Source organism: Burkholderia sp. BCC1993 (assembly GCF_905339865.1).
Taxonomy (GTDB): Bacteria; Pseudomonadota; Gammaproteobacteria; order Burkholderiales; family Burkholderiaceae; genus Burkholderia.
In genome coordinates this window covers 84,205-101,493 of record NZ_CAJPGZ010000018.1, presented here as the reverse complement: position 1 = coordinate 101,493, position 17,289 = coordinate 84,205, and the positions used below count along the sequence as shown (strand labels likewise).

The 17,289-nt window shown below is 59.4% G+C and carries 12 protein-coding genes and 4 pseudogenes; 3 read left to right on the top strand and 13 right to left on the bottom strand.

Annotated elements, in window-relative coordinates; all coding sequences use genetic code 11:
• Window positions 1-186: 186 nt before the first annotated feature.
• The 11 genes and pseudogenes from U4Y91_RS36825 to tssI form a co-directional block, all read right to left on the bottom strand.
• A pseudogene (locus U4Y91_RS36825) lies at window positions 187-450 on the bottom strand (hypothetical protein); the annotation flags it as partial.
• A 103-nt stretch (window positions 451-553) separates the two neighbouring features.
• A complete protein-coding gene (locus tag U4Y91_RS28045; protein ID WP_321807811.1) occupies window positions 554-814 on the bottom strand; it encodes a hypothetical protein in 261 nt (86 codons plus the stop codon).
• 174 nt (window positions 815-988) lie between these two features.
• Window positions 989-1,123, bottom strand: a pseudogene (locus tag U4Y91_RS36820) (RHS repeat-associated core domain-containing protein); the annotation flags it as partial.
• Complete coding sequence (locus U4Y91_RS28035) at window positions 1,119-1,544, bottom strand: SMI1/KNR4 family protein (RefSeq protein WP_124667619.1); 426 nt, start codon at window positions 1,542-1,544, stop codon at window positions 1,119-1,121. The gene U4Y91_RS28035 and the pseudogene U4Y91_RS36820, both read right to left, overlap by 5 nt.
• 113 nt (window positions 1,545-1,657) lie before the next feature.
• On the bottom strand, window positions 1,658-2,128 hold the full coding sequence (locus U4Y91_RS28030; protein WP_321807810.1) for a hypothetical protein: 471 nt from the start codon (window positions 2,126-2,128) through the stop codon (window positions 1,658-1,660).
• Between the two features lie 308 nt (window positions 2,129-2,436).
• Window positions 2,437-2,580: pseudogene (locus U4Y91_RS36815) on the bottom strand (RHS repeat-associated core domain-containing protein); the annotation flags it as partial.
• A 42-nt stretch (window positions 2,581-2,622) separates the two neighbouring features.
• The gene (locus tag U4Y91_RS28020; RefSeq protein WP_321807809.1) at window positions 2,623-3,018 is read right to left on the bottom strand and encodes a hypothetical protein; all 396 of its coding nucleotides are present in this window, start codon (window positions 3,016-3,018) and stop codon (window positions 2,623-2,625) included.
• 367 nt (window positions 3,019-3,385) lie between these two features.
• Window positions 3,386-3,511, bottom strand: a pseudogene (locus U4Y91_RS36810) (RHS repeat-associated core domain-containing protein); the annotation flags it as partial.
• 217 nt (window positions 3,512-3,728) lie between these two features.
• Window positions 3,729-4,124, bottom strand: coding sequence for an immunity 50 family protein (locus U4Y91_RS28010; RefSeq protein ID WP_321807808.1), 396 nt, complete (start codon window positions 4,122-4,124; stop codon window positions 3,729-3,731).
• Entirely contained in the window at window positions 4,121-8,725 is a 4,605-nt protein-coding gene (locus U4Y91_RS28005; protein WP_321807807.1) for an RHS repeat-associated core domain-containing protein, read from the bottom strand. Before U4Y91_RS28005 ends, U4Y91_RS28010 begins: the two co-directional genes overlap by 4 nt.
• A gap of 50 nt (window positions 8,726-8,775) precedes the next feature.
• Window positions 8,776-11,955: a type VI secretion system Vgr family protein gene (gene tssI, locus U4Y91_RS28000; protein ID WP_321807806.1), complete on the bottom strand. Its 3,180-nt coding sequence runs from the start codon at window positions 11,953-11,955 to the stop codon at window positions 8,776-8,778.
• A 358-nt stretch (window positions 11,956-12,313) separates the two neighbouring features.
• Between tssI and U4Y91_RS27995 the strand changes: the two genes are divergently transcribed.
• Window positions 12,314-13,114: a cystine ABC transporter substrate-binding protein gene (locus U4Y91_RS27995; RefSeq protein WP_044845938.1), complete on the top strand. Its 801-nt coding sequence runs from the start codon at window positions 12,314-12,316 to the stop codon at window positions 13,112-13,114.
• A 91-nt stretch (window positions 13,115-13,205) separates the two neighbouring features.
• On the opposite strand, the gene U4Y91_RS27990 is transcribed toward U4Y91_RS27995, so the two are convergent.
• Entirely contained in the window at window positions 13,206-13,409 is a 204-nt protein-coding gene (locus tag U4Y91_RS27990; RefSeq protein WP_257775202.1) for a hypothetical protein, read from the bottom strand.
• Between the two features lie 824 nt (window positions 13,410-14,233).
• Between U4Y91_RS27990 and U4Y91_RS27985 the strand changes: the two genes are divergently transcribed.
• A complete protein-coding gene (locus tag U4Y91_RS27985) occupies window positions 14,234-14,557 on the top strand; it encodes a type II toxin-antitoxin system RelE/ParE family toxin (RefSeq protein ID WP_321807805.1) in 324 nt (107 codons plus the stop codon).
• Window positions 14,554-14,835 (top strand): helix-turn-helix domain-containing protein, encoded by a 282-nt coding sequence (locus U4Y91_RS27980; RefSeq protein WP_044845941.1) that lies wholly within the window; start codon window positions 14,554-14,556, stop codon window positions 14,833-14,835. Before U4Y91_RS27985 ends, U4Y91_RS27980 begins: the two co-directional genes overlap by 4 nt.
• A 711-nt stretch (window positions 14,836-15,546) precedes the next feature.
• Here U4Y91_RS27980 and U4Y91_RS27975 read toward each other — a convergent pair.
• Window positions 15,547-17,160: an ATP-binding protein gene (locus U4Y91_RS27975; RefSeq protein WP_321807804.1), complete on the bottom strand. Its 1,614-nt coding sequence runs from the start codon at window positions 17,158-17,160 to the stop codon at window positions 15,547-15,549.
• Window positions 17,161-17,289 lie beyond the last annotated feature (129 nt).

The following is a 17,289-nucleotide window of genomic DNA, read 5'->3' as shown; positions in this document are numbered from 1 at the left end:
CTTCGAACACTCTCGAAGTCCAATGCATCCAAATCCCTCGAATTAAATTCCCGCATCGCTAAGTACCTTATCGCAGTCAAGATCCCCGATCGTCATCTTGTCAACACCGGGCCTCGATCGCTTGGACGACCCGATGATGTAGTTGTACACGTCATCGCCTTGATAGCCCTTACCGTTTGCCTTGACAACCGCATGCCCGTCCGGCCGCACGGTACGTCGTCGGTTGCCGAGCTCGTCGTACTCGTGGCGCCCGACGTAGCTACGCCGCTCGCTGAACCAATCGTAGGCGCGATGTTCGTGCACCAGATTGCCGACGGCTCAAAGAAGAACTGCACGCGCTGTATCGGTTCACCGCCCCGATCAGCCTGCCGCTCCGGTCGTAGGCAAACCGCTCCTCGCTTTCCCCGCGACACGCTTCATCAGGCGACCGTTTGCGTCGACGTCACACAACCTGCTTCGCTAACCTAAACAAGACTGCCTCTCTCCTCGCCGAGCCTCAACTCATCACACAAACAGCAAGGGCCGCTCACGCGGCCCTTCTGTCATTTAACCACTAATCCCCAAGCAACTTTACTTTTTCTTGATTGATAGCGATCACGTCAACGTGATTCTCATACAAAAAGTTTGATATCGAATCTCGCAGATGCACGTGTTCAGCATCATTGGAGTCCATTTCGTAAGCCGCATTAATCAGGAATACACCAAGAGCTCTAATTACCTCCGGCTTGGCAAGGATGGAAATCTCATCCAGCCTCAACGACCTATCGTCGCCTTCCTGGGTTCCAAAAATCTTCACTTCACCGAGATCAGTCATAGATCGAAACCCTTTTCACGCAAACCATCTTTCTCCGTTCGCGTCAGTCCAGAGACGCCCCGCGCGACCCCTGGCTCTGCGTGCCATCCTTATTCACGACAATCTCCTGCTTTCTGGACTTGCGTTGGCAGTGAGCATGAACTTGTTGGTTCGTATTCCCCACTGACCGGATCGGGCCAGGCCTAACGGATCAACCCACTGCACCGGATCCGGCCCGTACTGGTGGACGTTGATCCCGCCTGCGAGCCCGATCGGGTCCTCGCTAACGAACCGACCGCTGCTCGGATCGTAGTACCGATGCCGGTTATAGATCGTTGCCCGTGATGCGGCCGTCGCGGATGCTGGTCAGTCCTGACACGAGATCGCTAGCCAGTGGTTTGACTTCATCCTCAGCTAGCGCACCGAGTGGCACAACAACGAAACGTTCGCCCCTTCGGAGATCCAGAGCAAAGCAGTAATCCCCACCGTCCGTACCGATGCCCACGAAACCTCTGCCCATGCGCGTCGTGATCGAGTACAAGGCATTGAGTTCGACGGCCTGCACGACGGTCCACATGGACAGATAGAGGTCACCAACTTCGCCCTCGCCCCCATCCGACCACGCAAGGAAGTCCTTATAGTCCAGTGGGAGCGAGACGCCTAGCGTAGTTTCCAGGCTCGCGATTTCTGCAAGGTTGGACGGGGCGCTTCTGCGAAAGCCAACGCCCAGTAACGCGGTGAAGTCCGTCATTTGATGGCTCCGAGTTTGTCGAAGTATTTGTACGCTGCCGCGACGCCTCCGCAACGCGTGCCGACAGCAAGCGATTGAATTCGCCCTACTCGTATTCCTGCTCACTTGCACTTCTATTTACACCATTTTTTTATATCTATCAATTGAAGCCCATTCATCTCAAAAAAATCGAAATCAACAACCAATGACATGTCAGTCGATATAAAAACAAGATCATTCAATATCTCACCTCCAAACTCGACCACCACATTCAGAATTTCTATCGCCCCCACCTTCAGCAAGCCGCAATATTTCCAGTCCTCGTCGACCAAAACATAAAAACCGCCCCCGAAATTCCGAATATCTGACAATTGAGAATGAAGCTCTCCCGCAGGAATCCGGATTTTTTCTTGCCGAAGATCAGCACAAGTTAGTCTGAATCTATCCAAAATTGAATCCGTCTCCTCAAGGGATAGCAATTCTGGACGAGCAAGAGATGGAAATAACACCGCCACCTTGGAAAGGTACGCGCCTAAAATCTTCTTTCCGTTGGCCCTCCTGAAAAGAAGCTCCTTCCGGTACTCAGTCACATGGTTCTCGCTCATTGCCCCCCCCCGTAATAAGCCTTTCCTTTCGGATTAGCTATTTTAGGTCGACCATAGTCATTCATCCGCGTGTCGCCGCTGATTGGATCGATCTTTACCTTGCCCGCCTCCCAGTGGGGATCGTCAAGGTGGCTCACATCCATCGTTTGTTGCTGGACAGTGGCCTGAATTTTTCCTCCACCTGCTTGTGGAATTTCATAACGATACTCCCGGCCAGATGCGTTCTTTGATTGACCGATTGGTTGTTGGCTCGTCGGAATACCTGCCTGCCGCATTGCTTCGCGACGAGCTGCTCTCGAGGTTAGACAACGAGCCAATCCAAGTGGATCGATCCATCCCGTCGAGTTCGGTGCGTATTGATAGACGTTGATCCCGCCCGCGAGCCCGATCGGGTCCTTCGACACGAAACGCCCCGATGTCGGATCGTAATACCGATGCCGGTTGTAGTGCAGTTCCTAGCCCGCGAAGCGCGGCGGGCTCGCGCCCGCCGAACTCTATGTAATTCTCTTGCCATCAATCCACAATCCCGGCTTAGAGACGGTCCCTGTTTTCAATACGCATTCGCAGCCGAGAAGCCGGTCGCCAGAGATGTAGCACGTCCCCAAATATCTACTATCTTCGATCAAATAGAAAACAATCTTCTCGCTTCGATCGAGCTTACTGAGCGTCGCGATCAGCTCTTCAATGCCGAAGGTCTCTTTACCCATCTCACGAGTACCGGCTTGTCGTCTTCTCGCTTGATCGAGAGCAAAGGATACGATACAGCTTTGCGGATTGTCCGGCTTCTCCAGGAAATCCTCTGAAATCAAAACGGACCTCAGCTTCTTCGTCCATGCAGCAGCCGGTGCCCTATCGAGCAACTTTAGCAAATAAGCAGCGTCAGCTTTCACAGGCATCCCTCCCGCGAGACATTTACACCGGTTCTTGTGCCCTCTTGAAGCATTTCGGGCTCTCCCCACTCGGTAATGTGAGTCCATCCCCAGCTCCAAGCATCCCCAGCCGACGGTGCGCCTTGTGGAACCGATAGAAGCACGCCACCAGGGCCATCCTTGTTCGCGTTAGTAAGCGCTATATCTTTATTCGGCGTCCAAGATACATACTGGCTTTCACCGGTAAACCCCCCTTTCGCGTGTTGCTCAGGAGTAAGGTTTCCTTCAGGGTTTGCCGGGCGAACGATCCCTTTCTTCGCATCCGCAATTGCTGGGTGGCTAGCGGAAACGCCACGATACAGGCGACACGTGGTAAGACCAAGTGGGTCCAGCCCACTGGGTTCGGGCCGTACACGTAGCCGTTGATGCCGTCCGCCAGTCCGATCGGGTCTTTCGAGATGAACCGTCCGCTGCTCGGGTCGAAGTACCTGTGCCGGTTATAATGCAGCCCCGTCTACGTGCCGCTACGGACAACCTTCCAGCTGTCGAAATCTCCTGCGGCGATGCACGTCACATTCATCGTCGTAGCGGTATCACGCGGTAAATGAATCGTCGTTGAGCCTTGTGTAGCACGGATCAACGACATCGCACGACAGTTGGTCAGAGCAGTTCAGTGCGCATGTCGTACACGCATCGAGAGCTTCGGAATCAAACCCAACGAGCGCCTCACGTTAGGCGCTACCTAGATAGCCATACGTGATTCCCTCCACGCGAACCCAGTCGCACTTCAACGCAATCGACGCGCCCTCCTTGCAATTGATCATTATCGAAACATCATTGTCGGTGACGGTTGATACAAACGTCGCAACAATGTTGTCATGTCCCCACTCCCCGATCGAAAGGCCGGAAGCACCAATAAACGATAAGCTTAGATAGACGACGTCGTAGTCTTTCGGCCATCGGTTCGGCTGAGACAACGGCTTCTGAGTAATCATGATTCTCATCGACAGTCGCGGTTCGTCCCGCTTGAGTTGAATCTCAACGATCTCGGCACCATCAAGCGGTGCATCGCTCCCATAGAGCGCGGTGAGGGCTTGTGGATTCATGATCCGCTGTATCAGGCTCATTTCTTGTTCCTGCAGTCGAAGTAGTAGTGGTCGTCCATTCCCTGGACCTTTCCCGTGCGGGTGTTTTCTTCAGGGCGCACGTTGTGGTGCGACGGTTGATCGCCGATCCCCCCTTCTCCGAATACGTGACCTGCTGAATGGTCTTGGATGACCACATTTTTACCACCGACCTGATAGGTCAGTTCCCGCGTCATGATGGGCTTGTTGTTATCGCCGAGAAGCCAACTTCCGCTGGAATCCGTCATCGGGACCATTTTCTGACTGATCGGCTGCTGCGACAATGGAATACCGAGTTGCCGACGAATATCTCTCAAGCTTGACCGGCGAGACTTTTCACACGGATCGCAGGGGCAGCGGGCAAGGCCAAGCGGATCAATCCAGCCCGTTGGATTGGGCGCGTATTGATAGCAATTGTCGCCTCCCGCGAGACCGATCGGGTCCTTTGACACGAAGCGACCTGAATTCGGATCGTAGTACCTGTGTCGGTTATAGGTGAGCCCGGTCTCCTCATCAACCTGCTGCCCCTGAAACCGCAACGGGTTCTTCGGTACGACGCCCGCAGCCTTCGACACTCGCGCAACGACCTCCCGCGCTTCGCCCCACGCCTTATACGACGCTTCCCACACGACGTCTCCGTCGTCATCCGTCAGCAACTGAGGCGTCCCAATCTGATCGCAGTGGTAATAGAACAGCACCGCGTCACCCCGCCGCTCCGGCATCTTCTGCAGCGGATCATCCTCCGGAACGTAGCGGTCGGTACTCTTCCACTCCGGCGTCGAGATTCCCTCAACCGGTTCCGCCACGTACTGCGCCAGAGGCACAAACGTTCCCGGCTCGTACAGATAGTGCGTGCCACGCTCGCCATCGCTCTCATACGCCAGCGTGTCGCCATCCCACCCGAACACCGTCCGCTCGCCGTTCACCTCCTTAGCGATCCGTCGACCGAACGCATCATAGAAATACCGTGACTGACTCTGCCGCGACGCCTCCGCAACCCGCGCCGACAGCAAGCGATTGAACTCATCCCACTCGTATTCCTGCTCCCCCGCCGGCGTGCGCTTGCGCACCAGATTCCCGCGCGCGTCATACTCGAAGTGCATCCCCGCATACGCCTTCAGCAGGTTGCCCAGCACCTTCGGCACCTCGACCGGCAACGTGCTTTCCGGCCGCACCGGGCTCGACCGGGAGGCCGGTGTTTCGGTAGACCGCACCGGATCGATGATGTTGCTCGCCGGGTCGAATGCAAACCGCTCCTTCGCGACCGGACTGATCGCCTCGATCAGCCGCCCGACCGGATCGTATCGATAGTCCGTCCCGCCCTTGCGACTGTCCTCGATCCGCGACAACTGCCCGACCGCGTCATAGCGATACCGCCGCTCGGCGAGCGGCGCGGGCGATGTCGATCGCTGGATCGTCTGCTGCAGTACGCGTCCTGCCGGGTCGTAATGCGTGCGCTGTCCGACCTTGCTCGACAACACGCGTACCGTCTCGCGATGCAGGTCATCGCGCTCGAATTGCACACGCTCCTCGCCATCGAGCAGCATCCCGTGCACATATCCCGAGCCATACATCAGCCAGTCAACCGCATGCCCATCCGGCCGCACGGTACGTCGTCGGTTGCCGAGCTCGTCGTATTCGTGGTGCCAGACGTAGCTACGCCGCTCGCCGAACAGATCGTACGCGTGATGTTCGCGCACCAGATTGCCGACCGGATCGAAGAAGAACTGCACGCGGCTGTACCGGTTCACCGCGTCGATCAGCCTGCCGCTCCGGTCGTAGGCAAACCGTTCCGCGCTTTCCCCCGCCACACGCTTCATCAGGCGACCGGTTGCGTCGACGTCGATCGATGTCACGCAACCCGCTTCATCAATCGAAACAAGGCTGCCGCTGTCCGGGTCGTATTGATAACGCGTCGACTTGCCGTCAAAACCGATTTCCTCGATCAACCGCCCCGCCGGATCGTAGTGGAACTGGTACGTCGCAAAGTTCGCATCGGTCAGCGCGGACAAGCGGCCGAGACGGTCGTAGCGATAAGCAATCGTCTGCCCGAGCGCGTCCGCGCGGCTCGCAATACGACCCACTGCATCGTAGCCGTATCGGGTTGATCGATTGAGTTGATCCGTATGCCGCAACAACCGGCCTTCTGCGTCGTATTGCACGTGCTCGACACCAGCCGGCGAACGCGTCTCCGTCAATTGGCCGTTCGGGCCATAACCATAGGCAACCACGCCACCGGACGCGTCCTTGGTCTCGATCACGCGGCCGATATCGTCGTACCGCCACTCCGTCTTCTTTCCGGAGCAGTCCGTGTAGCTCGTCAATTGCCCGGCGTCGTTGTATCCAAGCGCCTTCGAGCCGCCCTTCGCATCGGTGATCTGTGTAGGCAACCCCTTGTCGTTGTAGGCGTACTTCGTCGCATGTTCGAGCGGATCGATTTCCTCGACGAGATTGCCCGCGTCGTCGTACTTGCGCTGCCACACATGCCCGTTCGGATCGACGAGCCGGATCATCTGATCCTTGTCGTCGTATGCCATCTCGACGATGCTGCCGTCCGCGCGCTCGTGCCAGGTCCGGTTGCCACGTGCGTCATAACGCATCTGCTCGATGCTGCCGTCCTGCAGAATGTGCAGCGTCAGATTGTTATGCTCGTCGCGCCGGAACCATTCCTCGCTGCCGTCCGGATAGGCGATTCGATAAACGTATCCCTTGATGTTGAAGTAATAGCGCGACATCTGACCGAGCGCATCGGTCACGTAGGTCAGCCGAATGTTCGGATGCCATGCGAGGCGGATATCGAGGCTGCCGTCGTCCGCGTACTCGCGCACGCATGTCGCGTTCGCGTTGTCTTCAGCGTCCGCGCCGTCCCATTCAAGCGTCATCCCGCGGCCGGTGCGATCGGTATAGCGCGTCACGAGATGACGGTGGTACTGATAGCTCCATGCGTCGCCGTACCGGTCGGTTGCGCGCACGAGATCGCCCGCTTCGTCATAGGCATAACTCGCAAGCGTACGGCGCGTTCCATCGTCGAGCACCTGCTCGATCATCACGATCCGGCCTCGCTTGTCGTGCTCGAACGACAGCACGTTGCCGCTCGCATCGATCAGGCGTGCCACGCGGTCGAGCGCGTCGTAATCGAGCGTGATCGTATTGCCCGCACGGTCCTTCTGCATCGCCAGCCGGAACGCATTGCCGCGCCGTTCATACACGTGAAGCTCGTCGTGGCCGTATGCAATCGTGACCCACGTCTCGTCCAGACGCGTCAGCGTCAGGTTTTCCGCGAGATCGTCATGCACACCTCCGGCTGCAAGCGCGCGATATTCGATGCTGCGCCCGCTGGCATCGCGAAAGAACCATGTATCGCCTTCGACATCGATGCGCGTCGTATACGGCGTGAGCCACCGCGCGCCAAGTTCCCCGTTGTCGTATGCGGAGAGGCGCGACCGGTACGTGCGCGCCCAGACGAGCGGCAGTGCGCCGGGCAGTTCAAAGTCCGTGTGAGTGAAAGTCTCATCGCCGAAAGCAAAATCGATCGACCCGGTCGATGCGCCAATCCCGCAACTTTTACAAGGACTCTGGCCGGCACCTTCCGCATGCGCCTGCTGTCCGGTCGCACCCACCGGCTCCTGAGGACGCTCATGCTGCGCGCGCCCCTTGCCGCCGGGCGGTACGTCGGCGGTCTTTTCGTGAAGCTTCCCGCGTGCGCGCACCCTGGCCACGGCCTCGATCACTTGCGCGATCAGCCACAGCATCTTGCCTTCTTCGCTGCCGTTCAGATCGCGGATCGCCTTCGCGACTTTCGGCGCCTCGTCCTTCAGGAACGCGACGATATCGCGGAACGGTTGCAGCCACGAATCCGGAGCAAGCTTCGCAGCAGTCCCGACCGTCGCGTTCCCGGCTTCCTTCCCCAACGCGATCGAACCTTGGTAACCGTACTCGATCGCATCAACCACCAGCATCGGGTTGTACCAGGACCGCTTGTCCATCTTCCGGGCGATCTGCGCAGTACGTCGCACGTTGGCGCTGCTGTCGAAAATTTTCCCTTTGAGGGCGAGTTCCAGCCCGGTAGCAATACCGACCATCAACTCCTGCGCCTTATGCGCGCAGTCGTTCAGCAGTTCGACAAGAACGTCCTGCAGGGTCTTCAGGAAGTTCTCGATTTCGGTCGCGGCCGCGGCGTTGACATGCGTGACGAGCACCGAAATGAGCGCCGCGCCGAGATTGCCGCGAGACACCAGCAATTGATTGCGCACGAGCGCCAGCAGCGGCCGTGCCGACAGTCGAAACGATGCCAGCGGCGGCGGAACCGGAATGACGCCGATCAGGTTGATCGCAAGCCCGAGGTAATCGAGAAGATTGGCGTGGCGCTTCTCGACGATCATCACGATGTCGCACACCGCATCGTAAAACGCCATCAGGTTGCCGATGATCGGCACCGCGCTTGCGAAGGTTTTGAGATCCTCGAACGAAATGTGATTGCCGCTGATCTTGAGCAGCCACTTGTTGAAACGGTCGCCTCCGGCCGCTACATCTTTCGGCGAAATATCGCTGAGCCAGGAAACGGCCTGTTCCTTCTCGGCGCCCGGTGGAAGTTGTTGTGCCATGTCGTTGTTCGTTCAATTCGTTTTTTCAAAACGGCTGACAAGCCGCCCTCTCAGGATTTCAGCGGTCCGCCGAACCCGCTCGTCGGAAGCTTCATGCCGGTCGCACCGGCGGCTGAGGCCACCGTCGTAGCGCCCTTTCCGGCGATCCCGGCGACACTGGGTAGCGCGCCCTGCAGCGCACCGGATGCCGCATTCGCAGCCGGCGCGGCCAGCGCCGCGAGCCCATCTTGGCGAGCTGCCTGCACCATCCCGGCCACCTGCTTCGCGGCACTGCCCAGGCTCGATGCCGTCTGTAGCGCGGAAACAGCGCCTGCCCCACCCAGCGCACTTGCCGCAGCCGGCAATGCGGAACGCGCCAGTCCGCCCAACGCAGCACCGACTCCACCTCCGCTCGCAAGCCCCACCGCAGCAGCCGTCGTCGCAGGCGCCATCCCCTTCAACTGGCTCGCGAGCTGCTCCGTCGCTGCGGCTTGCGCCGCCTGCGGCGACGGCTCGACGGGCTCGACTGGCCACTGCGCCTGCTTGAAGTAATTTGCGGGTTGAGCCGACTCGCGCGGATCCTTCCCGAACTCGACACGCACCGCACCGGGCGGCAAACCGCTCACGGCCGTATAACCGCTGTTGTCGAGCGCCCCTTTCTTCAGCACGGCGCCGTTCACGTCTCTCACCGTGAACAGCCCGCCCTTCACCGCCTCGCCGTTCACGTACTTGTGAAACAGCTCCAACTGCCCCGGCTGATCCGGCCGCGGGCTCGGCAGCGGATATCCCATGCTCGCCGGCCCCGCGAACGTATGCGACGCGCCCTTCACATCGACCGCACCCGGCGTATGAATCTCGATGTTGCCGTCCTTGATGCGGATATACCCGCCGCCGCTCGTCAGCAGAATCCCCTGATCGGCCGCAATCTCGATCCGGTCGGTTGCGGACACAACCTTCACAGCCTTCTGCGCGGTCACCTCGACGTTGTCCGACTGCGCCTGGATCTCGACCTTGCCCTTGCCCGCGAACAGCTTTATCCCCGCGTTCTGCACGAACAGGCTCAGCTTCTGCCCGATGCTGCCGATCAGCGACTTGCCTGTCGCGACGTGCACGCTCTGTCCGCTCGCGATATTCACGTGATCGTTCGCGACCAGGTGCAGCGACTGCTGCGTCGACATCCCGATCCCGGACGGACTGCCGAACAGCATCACCGGCTCCTTGAACGCATTCGCGCTGCCCGTGCCGCCGCCCGCCGTGCGTCCACCGGACGCGTTGCCCGATGCGCTGTCCTGCGTCGCGTCGGTGAACGCGCGCATCGTGTCGTGGGCTTCCTTCAGGCTTTCCGCCTGATGCTGCTCGCTCACGCCCGACATCGCCTCGACCAGGCTTTCACCCGTCACCAGCTGCTGCTGCGCTTCCTTCACGTCGAGCGGCTGGCTGTTCGGCGCCTTCGGGTGCGTGGTCATGTACAGTCCCTGGCTCGCCCGCACCGCGCCATACGCATCCGAACGCAGGTCGAAGCCGCTGCCCAGATACGACCCGCGCGAATTGCCGTTCTGGTCGATCAGGTAGCCCAGATGCAGCAGGCTATTCGCGCTGCTGCTCATCAGCTGCACGCGGTTCTGCCCGGTCGCGTCGTCCATCACGAGATGGTTGTAGCCGCTGCCCGAATATTCCTTCGACCGATAGCCGGACAGAATCCCGTCGCTATGCCACTGCGGCTGGTTCGCGCCGTTGTACACGCGCCCGACCGCGAGCGGCCGGTCGCAGTCGCCGCCGACATGATCGATCAGCACTTCCTCGCCGATGCGCGGCACGTGCACGCCACCGTAGCCGCCACCGGTATCCGACTGCACGACGCGCACCCAGCACGACGCGTTCTCGTTGCCCGGGTTCAGACGATCCCATACGAACTGCACACGAATCCGGTTCAACTCGTCCGTATAGACTTCCTCGCCCTGCGGCCCGACGACGATGGCCGTCTCGAGATGCATCTTCGGCTTCTCGTGCTCGAACGGGCTGCGATACGGCACGCTCACGCGCTGCGCCTCGACCTCGACGAGGTAGAAGCCGACCGAACCGTCGTCATGCGGCACGCGAAACGCGGGGTCGGCACCATAGCCTTCCTGCGCTTGCATCAACGCGTCGCGCAGGCTGTACGGAAAATCCGCGCTGCTGCTCGCGACAGGTAGGTTGTTCTCGATCCACCATTCGACGCCGATCGCCGCGAACTCGCGCTGGTCGGCCGGATCGCGATCGTGTTCCGGGTGATCCGCGAGCGTAAAACGACGGCCTGCATCGATCGCGCGCACGCCGCCCGCGCCATGGAAGCGCTTCGCTTGCGACTCCCACTCCTCCATCCGCACCTTCGTCAGATGGTCGCCGCGCGTCTGGTCCAGATACGTGTACGCACCGGTGTACTCGTAGACTTCGAGCTGGTCGGGCAATTCGCCCTGGCCGCCCATCGTCGGCAGCATCGTGCCCTTCGGGTTCGACGGTTGGGACGGATTCTTGTAGTCGAACGTGCGCGTCGTCCGGGTCACGCTCTGCAGCGTGCGCGAGCCCGACCATTGCGTGAACGCGTCGGCTTCGCTCGCCGCGCCGCCACGATAGAAGCGCACGGTCTCCGGCGACAGCGGCGCGAACGCCTGCAGGTTGTCGGTGATCACGAGCGTATGCGACTTGCCGTCGTCGGCCTGCTGCCATGTGCTGTAGAGGCCTTCGCTCTCCATCAGCCGATGCACGAAATGCCAGTCGGTGTCGTGCTGACGCGTGTATGAACGGCTCGGCAGCGGTTTCGACAGCGCGAAGCGGAAATGCCCCTGCGCCTGCGGATGCCGGTTCAGCACGTCGCTGATGATCTGGTCGACGGTCGTGTCGTTCCAGAGCCGCTGGTCTCGGCGAAACTTCAGGAAATGGGTGAAATCGGCGAACGTGAGCTGATAGGTCGTGAGCCCGCCGTCGGCGCCGAGGCGGCGCGCGGTGTGCACGTACCCGTTGATCGGCCGATAGTTGCGATCACCTTGCTGGATCCACAACGTGACCGGCTGCGCGATCAGCTTTTTAAGTTCCAGATCGCTATCGGTCGACAGCACATCGAGCGTGAATTCGTACGCGCGCCCGATGCGCGAACGGCCGACGGCCCGCTGCACGGTCAGCACGTTGGCGCACAATGGCGTATCGAGCTTCAGCAGCCGGTCCTGCTGAAGCAACCCGCCGCGCAATGCGGCAACAGTGTTCTGCATGTTCATGGCAACGGCCTTTTCTTCTTTTGACGCGCCCTCGGATGGCGCGTGATGCGATTTCGCTCGCGCGATTTTACAGACAAATTACTGCCCGACTCGGAAAAATGACTTGATTTAAAAGAGTATTTTTAATCGTGGTCCGAACATCCCCGGCAATCCATTCGAACGCTCGTCCAGCCCTCGCGTGCCGCGTCGTCACGCTGCACCGCCACCCGCCGCCCGCTGAGATCGATTGCAATCAGGGCCAATTCGACTTCCGGCGCCGCCCGGTTGCGAGTAGTGTCTACGTGCCCGTCATTCGGCCCGGCCCGGGCACGATCGATGCCCGGTGCTCCATCACCACACTGAACACTGGAGATCCACGATGAAACGTTCGAAGTTCCTGCTATCTGGCCTGCTGCTCGCGTCGGCCCTCGGTTTCACGGCCGTCGCCGCGCACGCGGAAGACCTGCTCGACTCGGTGAAGAAAGCCGGCGTGCTGCGCGTCGGCCTCGAAGGCACGTATCCGCCGTTCAACTCGCGCGGCACGTCGGGTCAGCTCGAGGGCTTCGACGTCGACGTCGCGAATGCGGTTGCCGGCAAGCTCGGCGTGAAGACGCAGTTCGTCCCGACCGAATGGAGCGGCATCATCGCAGGCCTGCAGGCCGGCAAGTTCGACGTGATCGTCAACCAGGTCACGATCACGCCGCAGCGCAAGGAAGCGCTCGACTTCAGCGAGCCGTACACGTACTCGGCCGCGCAGCTGATCCAGCGCAAGGACGACACGCGCAACTTCAAGTCGCTCGAGGACTTCAAGGGCAAGAAGCTCGGCGTGACGCTCGGCACCAACTACGACCAGATGGCGCGCAGCGTGCCGGGCATCGAGGTGCAGACGTATCCTGGCGCACCGGAAAAGCTGCGTGATCTCGCGGCAGGCCGGATCGAGGCGACGCTCGACGACCGCCTGATGCTGCCGTACATGATCAAGACGTCGAACCTGCCGCTGCGCTCGGGCGCGGTGCTGAACGGCGGCAAGCAGGAGATGGCGATCCCGTTCCGCAAGGGCAATCCGAAGTTCGAGAAGGCGATCAACGATGCGCTGGAGTCGCTGCGCAAGGAAGGCACGTTGAAGAAAATCTCGATGCACTGGTTCGGCAGCGACGTGACGGTGCCGGTCGCACAGTAAGCGGTTCGCCGCGCTCGCGTTGCGTCACGTCACTCGCTGCGGCGAAGGCGTGACGCCTCTTCTCTCCCGCTCTCTTCGCTCTCCCCTTCGCTCAGGCCGCTTCGTCGAAGCGCGCCAGCAGCATCTGGCCGATCGGGGTCAGTGCCGGGCGCGCAGCCACTTCATTCACGCGTACCTGCGTAGCGTCGACGAGCCGCTTTTCGACGAGCACGGCGAACGCAGGGTTCGCCAGGTCGACGCTGTCCGGTGCGCGGGCTATGCGCAGCAGCATCGAGAATTCATGCGGACTCAACATGGTCCTTGTCTCCTGATCGTCCGCGATCCAGCTCGATCGGCGTCGATCGTGTTTTCGAATGGAATGGTGCGAGGCAGAGTCGATGCGCCGCCGGGAGCGAGATCCCGGTTGACCGTTGCGCAACGCGGGCACGGCGTCGCGTGCGGGTCACGCACGCCCGGATCGCGACGGCGGCGCCGCGGCGGGAACATGCAACGTTAGGGGCGCAGCGTGACGCGGGCGTGACAGGGAAACGGGGGGGCAACGATGTGCGATGCGCGCTCGGATTGCCCGCGCAGCGCACGTGGTGCGGATCGGGGCAGGAGCGTAGGCATCTTCAGCCTCGAGAACGATGCTTGTGGCCGAGTTGGATTGACGTGCCATGCGGTCGAAACGTTAGCCTCCATTGCTCATGCGCCTCAAAATTCTCCCCTTCAAATTTTTAGTACTCCAACCAATATCGGCACGATTCCGTTGACGGGATAGGCAGCGTTCGTCGCCCGAAATCGAACTGTCTCTCGCAGCGCCCCTCCCTCTGGAATCTTCGCCTCACCTCATCTTCCGTTTGGTCAGTGTTTCTATACCGATCGGCCAATTTGCACTCAAAGCAATTGAAACCGCCTACATTGGACGGACACCAAAGTATTTTTTCTCCGCGAATCTTCACCGAGATTGTGAAAAGTCGTGTCGACGGCGAATGCGCTTCATGAGCACTGCATAGCCGCCACCGCCGGCGCCACTGTTGCCGATATCCGCGCATCAAGGGATGGGCGTCGATGCAATCCCCGTGGATTGCACGCAGTGGGCCATTCACTCACCCGATATAGCAAAAAAGCGATAAACTGATGACCTGGCATGTTGAGTTGATACCCGAGGCAACGGCCGAATTGCTGGCATTGCCTCCCGATATGCGCGCTCGCTTCCTCCATATCGCGGAGATGCTGGCGGAGTTCGGCCCGCAACGCGTCGGGATGCCTCATGTGTGCGCGCTGACGGGAAAGCTTTGGGAAATCCGTATGACCGGGCGTGATGGCATCGCGCGGGCGATCTATGTCGCGCGGACGAAGCAACGCCTGATCGTGCTGCACGTGCTCGTGAAGAAGACGCAGAGAACACCGCATCGCGCTATCGAAATGGCGTGCGCCCGGATAAGGAGGATTGAGCAATGACCAGCCTTGCAACGTTGAAGAAGCGCCTGTTGGCCGACCCAGCCACGCAGGCCGAGTATGACGCGCAGGCACCGGAGTTCGCCGTTGCCCGCGAACTTGTCGCCGCACGCGTGCGCGCCGGATTGACGCAGGAACAGGTCGCCGAGCGGATGCAGACCACTCAATCGACCATCGCGCGGATGGAGAGCGGTCGCACGATGCCGTCACTGCGCACGCTGGCCCGCTATGCGAAGGCGACGGGAAGTCGCGCCGTGGTACGTCTGGAAGCGATGAAGTAGTTCGACTGCCGCGCGAAGGCCCGGGCGTCGCGCAGGCGACGGAATCCGCGGGCCGACGCCCGTCCCGGCGGATTGGCGATAAAGCACAGTCGGGAACCATTGCCCGGATGTGCAGCGCGCACGCCGGTGATCGCTACGAACGAAAAAAAGGGTTACGGAAAACTCCGTAACCCCTTTTCGGATTTGGTGCCGGCTGCAGGACTCGAACCCGCCACCTGATGATTACGGGGCGGAATGTGTACCTAGGGGCCGTTGCGTTTCCAACCCTTATCCCACGAGAGCCTTCCCACCAGGGTGTTGCCTTGTTTTCACGCAGGTGTTGCGTTTGCCGCGTAAACGTGGTGCCGCGTGTCTGACTCGAACAGACGACCTACCGCTTACCTTACCACTACGGCTTTCGCCGCCAACTGTTTGTGGTCTGGACTATCCCTTAGCCATGGCTGACGCTTTAGGCTCCCCCCGTCTAGTCTCTACACCTTCTTGCCGATGGCAAGCTTGGCTCGGGATTGGCATAGTCCTAACAGACCTTAGCTTTCCCCGAGTTTGAGGGGTTCTACTCCCACCGTTTCCGATGGGGCACTCGTATCTTCAAGGCGGGTGCTCTACCAACTGAGCTAACACGGCACAGTCGACCATTATAGCTCAATAATTTTAGATTTCGGGCACCCAGATGAGGACACGTCGACCGCCGCGCCGTCACACAACTGCCGGCTACGTGCCCGCGCCTAGTCGCGCGGCAGGTTCGACGGTGGCATGCCCTAAGCGGGCAAACACCCCGGCCATCGTGGCCGATAGCTCGGCCCCACAAATGCGAGCCACCACCCGCGCGCAAGCGTCTCGACAACTGTTCTCATCCAGCGCAAAGCTGTCTGCCAGGCAGAAGAGTTCGCCATGCTTCTCTGCATGCAGAGAGGACCCCAACTCTTCCCGGGTTGTATCGATGTCCGTGCCGAACTCGCCACAAATGGCACTCAGCCCGACGTCCGTTAGTAGTTGTTCGACCATCCAACGCTCAGGCCACGTGTCTCCGGGAAGGAAAAAGAGGCTACTTTCGAACCATTCCTTCGCTGCATCAACATCTGGGGCTGCTTCCAGCGCATTCGCAAATACCTTTGCGTGCGCCGCCAAGCGCTTGGATTGGTCTCCGTCCAGAATTGCCAGTACATTTGATGTCCGCTTTTCTTTGTAGCGCGCCGCCATTTGACGCACCACGGCTCCTGCCGAGCCAATTGGACGTATCGTCACGCGCTTTCGCGCCGACACGGGCAGCGCTGCGGTCACCAATGCTGCGGCTACGTCATCCTCGACAAAGATGTCGAGCTCGAGGCCATTCACACCACTTAATTTTCCGGCGGCGAAAAGAGCTGAGATAGCTGGAACGACAACCGTCTGATTCTCGTTACTCTCGACGTACAATCTTCCTTCGGGTGGTAAAGCATCAAGAATCGTTGGCGAATGCGTTGTGCAAATAATTTGCATCTTTCTGTCAAAGCAAAGCTGCTTTAAATGTTCAACGAGACGCTTTTGTGCTTGTTCGTGCAACCCAAGCTCCAACTCGTCGATGAGAACAAGTGGACTTCCCGGGCAAGCATATAAATAGGACAAGAGGTCAAAGAGAGCATTTTCACCTGCCCCCATGTTAAAACCGGAATACGTTCCCATCCGACGCCGAACCACCGGCAAACGATGCTTCAAGGCGCGTTTCAATTGAAAATCGTCGTAGGAGACCCCGAGAATTTTTCCGACGGCCGCCTTTACCTCATCCTCCCACCCACCGCGCTCGATAACTCGAAACGTCGCTCGATGCCCTACTGCACCACTGCGCTCCGAATGGGGAACCACGCGGTTAATGCCAAAAAACATTACTTCTCGATTGACGCGGCGATTGTACTCCGTCCATTTCCCACCCTTCTTTTTTTGCCGGACTTGACGCCCCAGCCCAACTCCGCCGGGCAAATGAGAAGTCTCCCTCCACTCATCGTGACGAATGGAATACGCAATTGTGATTCCCTCGGGCGCCACCTCTTCGATTGATTGAACAAAGAAATCCGAAAATGTGTAGTAGTCGTGCTTCCTCCCTGGAAAGCCAGGAAGGCTGGACTCCGGATTATGAAAAGCACACGCCGCTATCGCAAGCATGGTCGATTTCCCAGACCCATTTTTTCCAGAAATAGCCGTGAGTGGATATCGAAATTCCACTGCACATGGCTTAAGGCTACGAACACTCCCTTCTCGCAATACTATTCTTATTAGGCTTTGCCTGGAGTTGTCGCTGGAAAACCATTCCCGGTTCCTGACATCCAATCTTGAGTACTTATAACTCATACTTCCCCGCAGATTCCAATGAATCGAGGTCGCGCCGTATATCGACTATTTTTTGGATGCACATCAACAGCCCGGAAACGATAGTCGTGGTCGCTGAGTTTTCCATTGTTTTCATGCACCTACGTCACC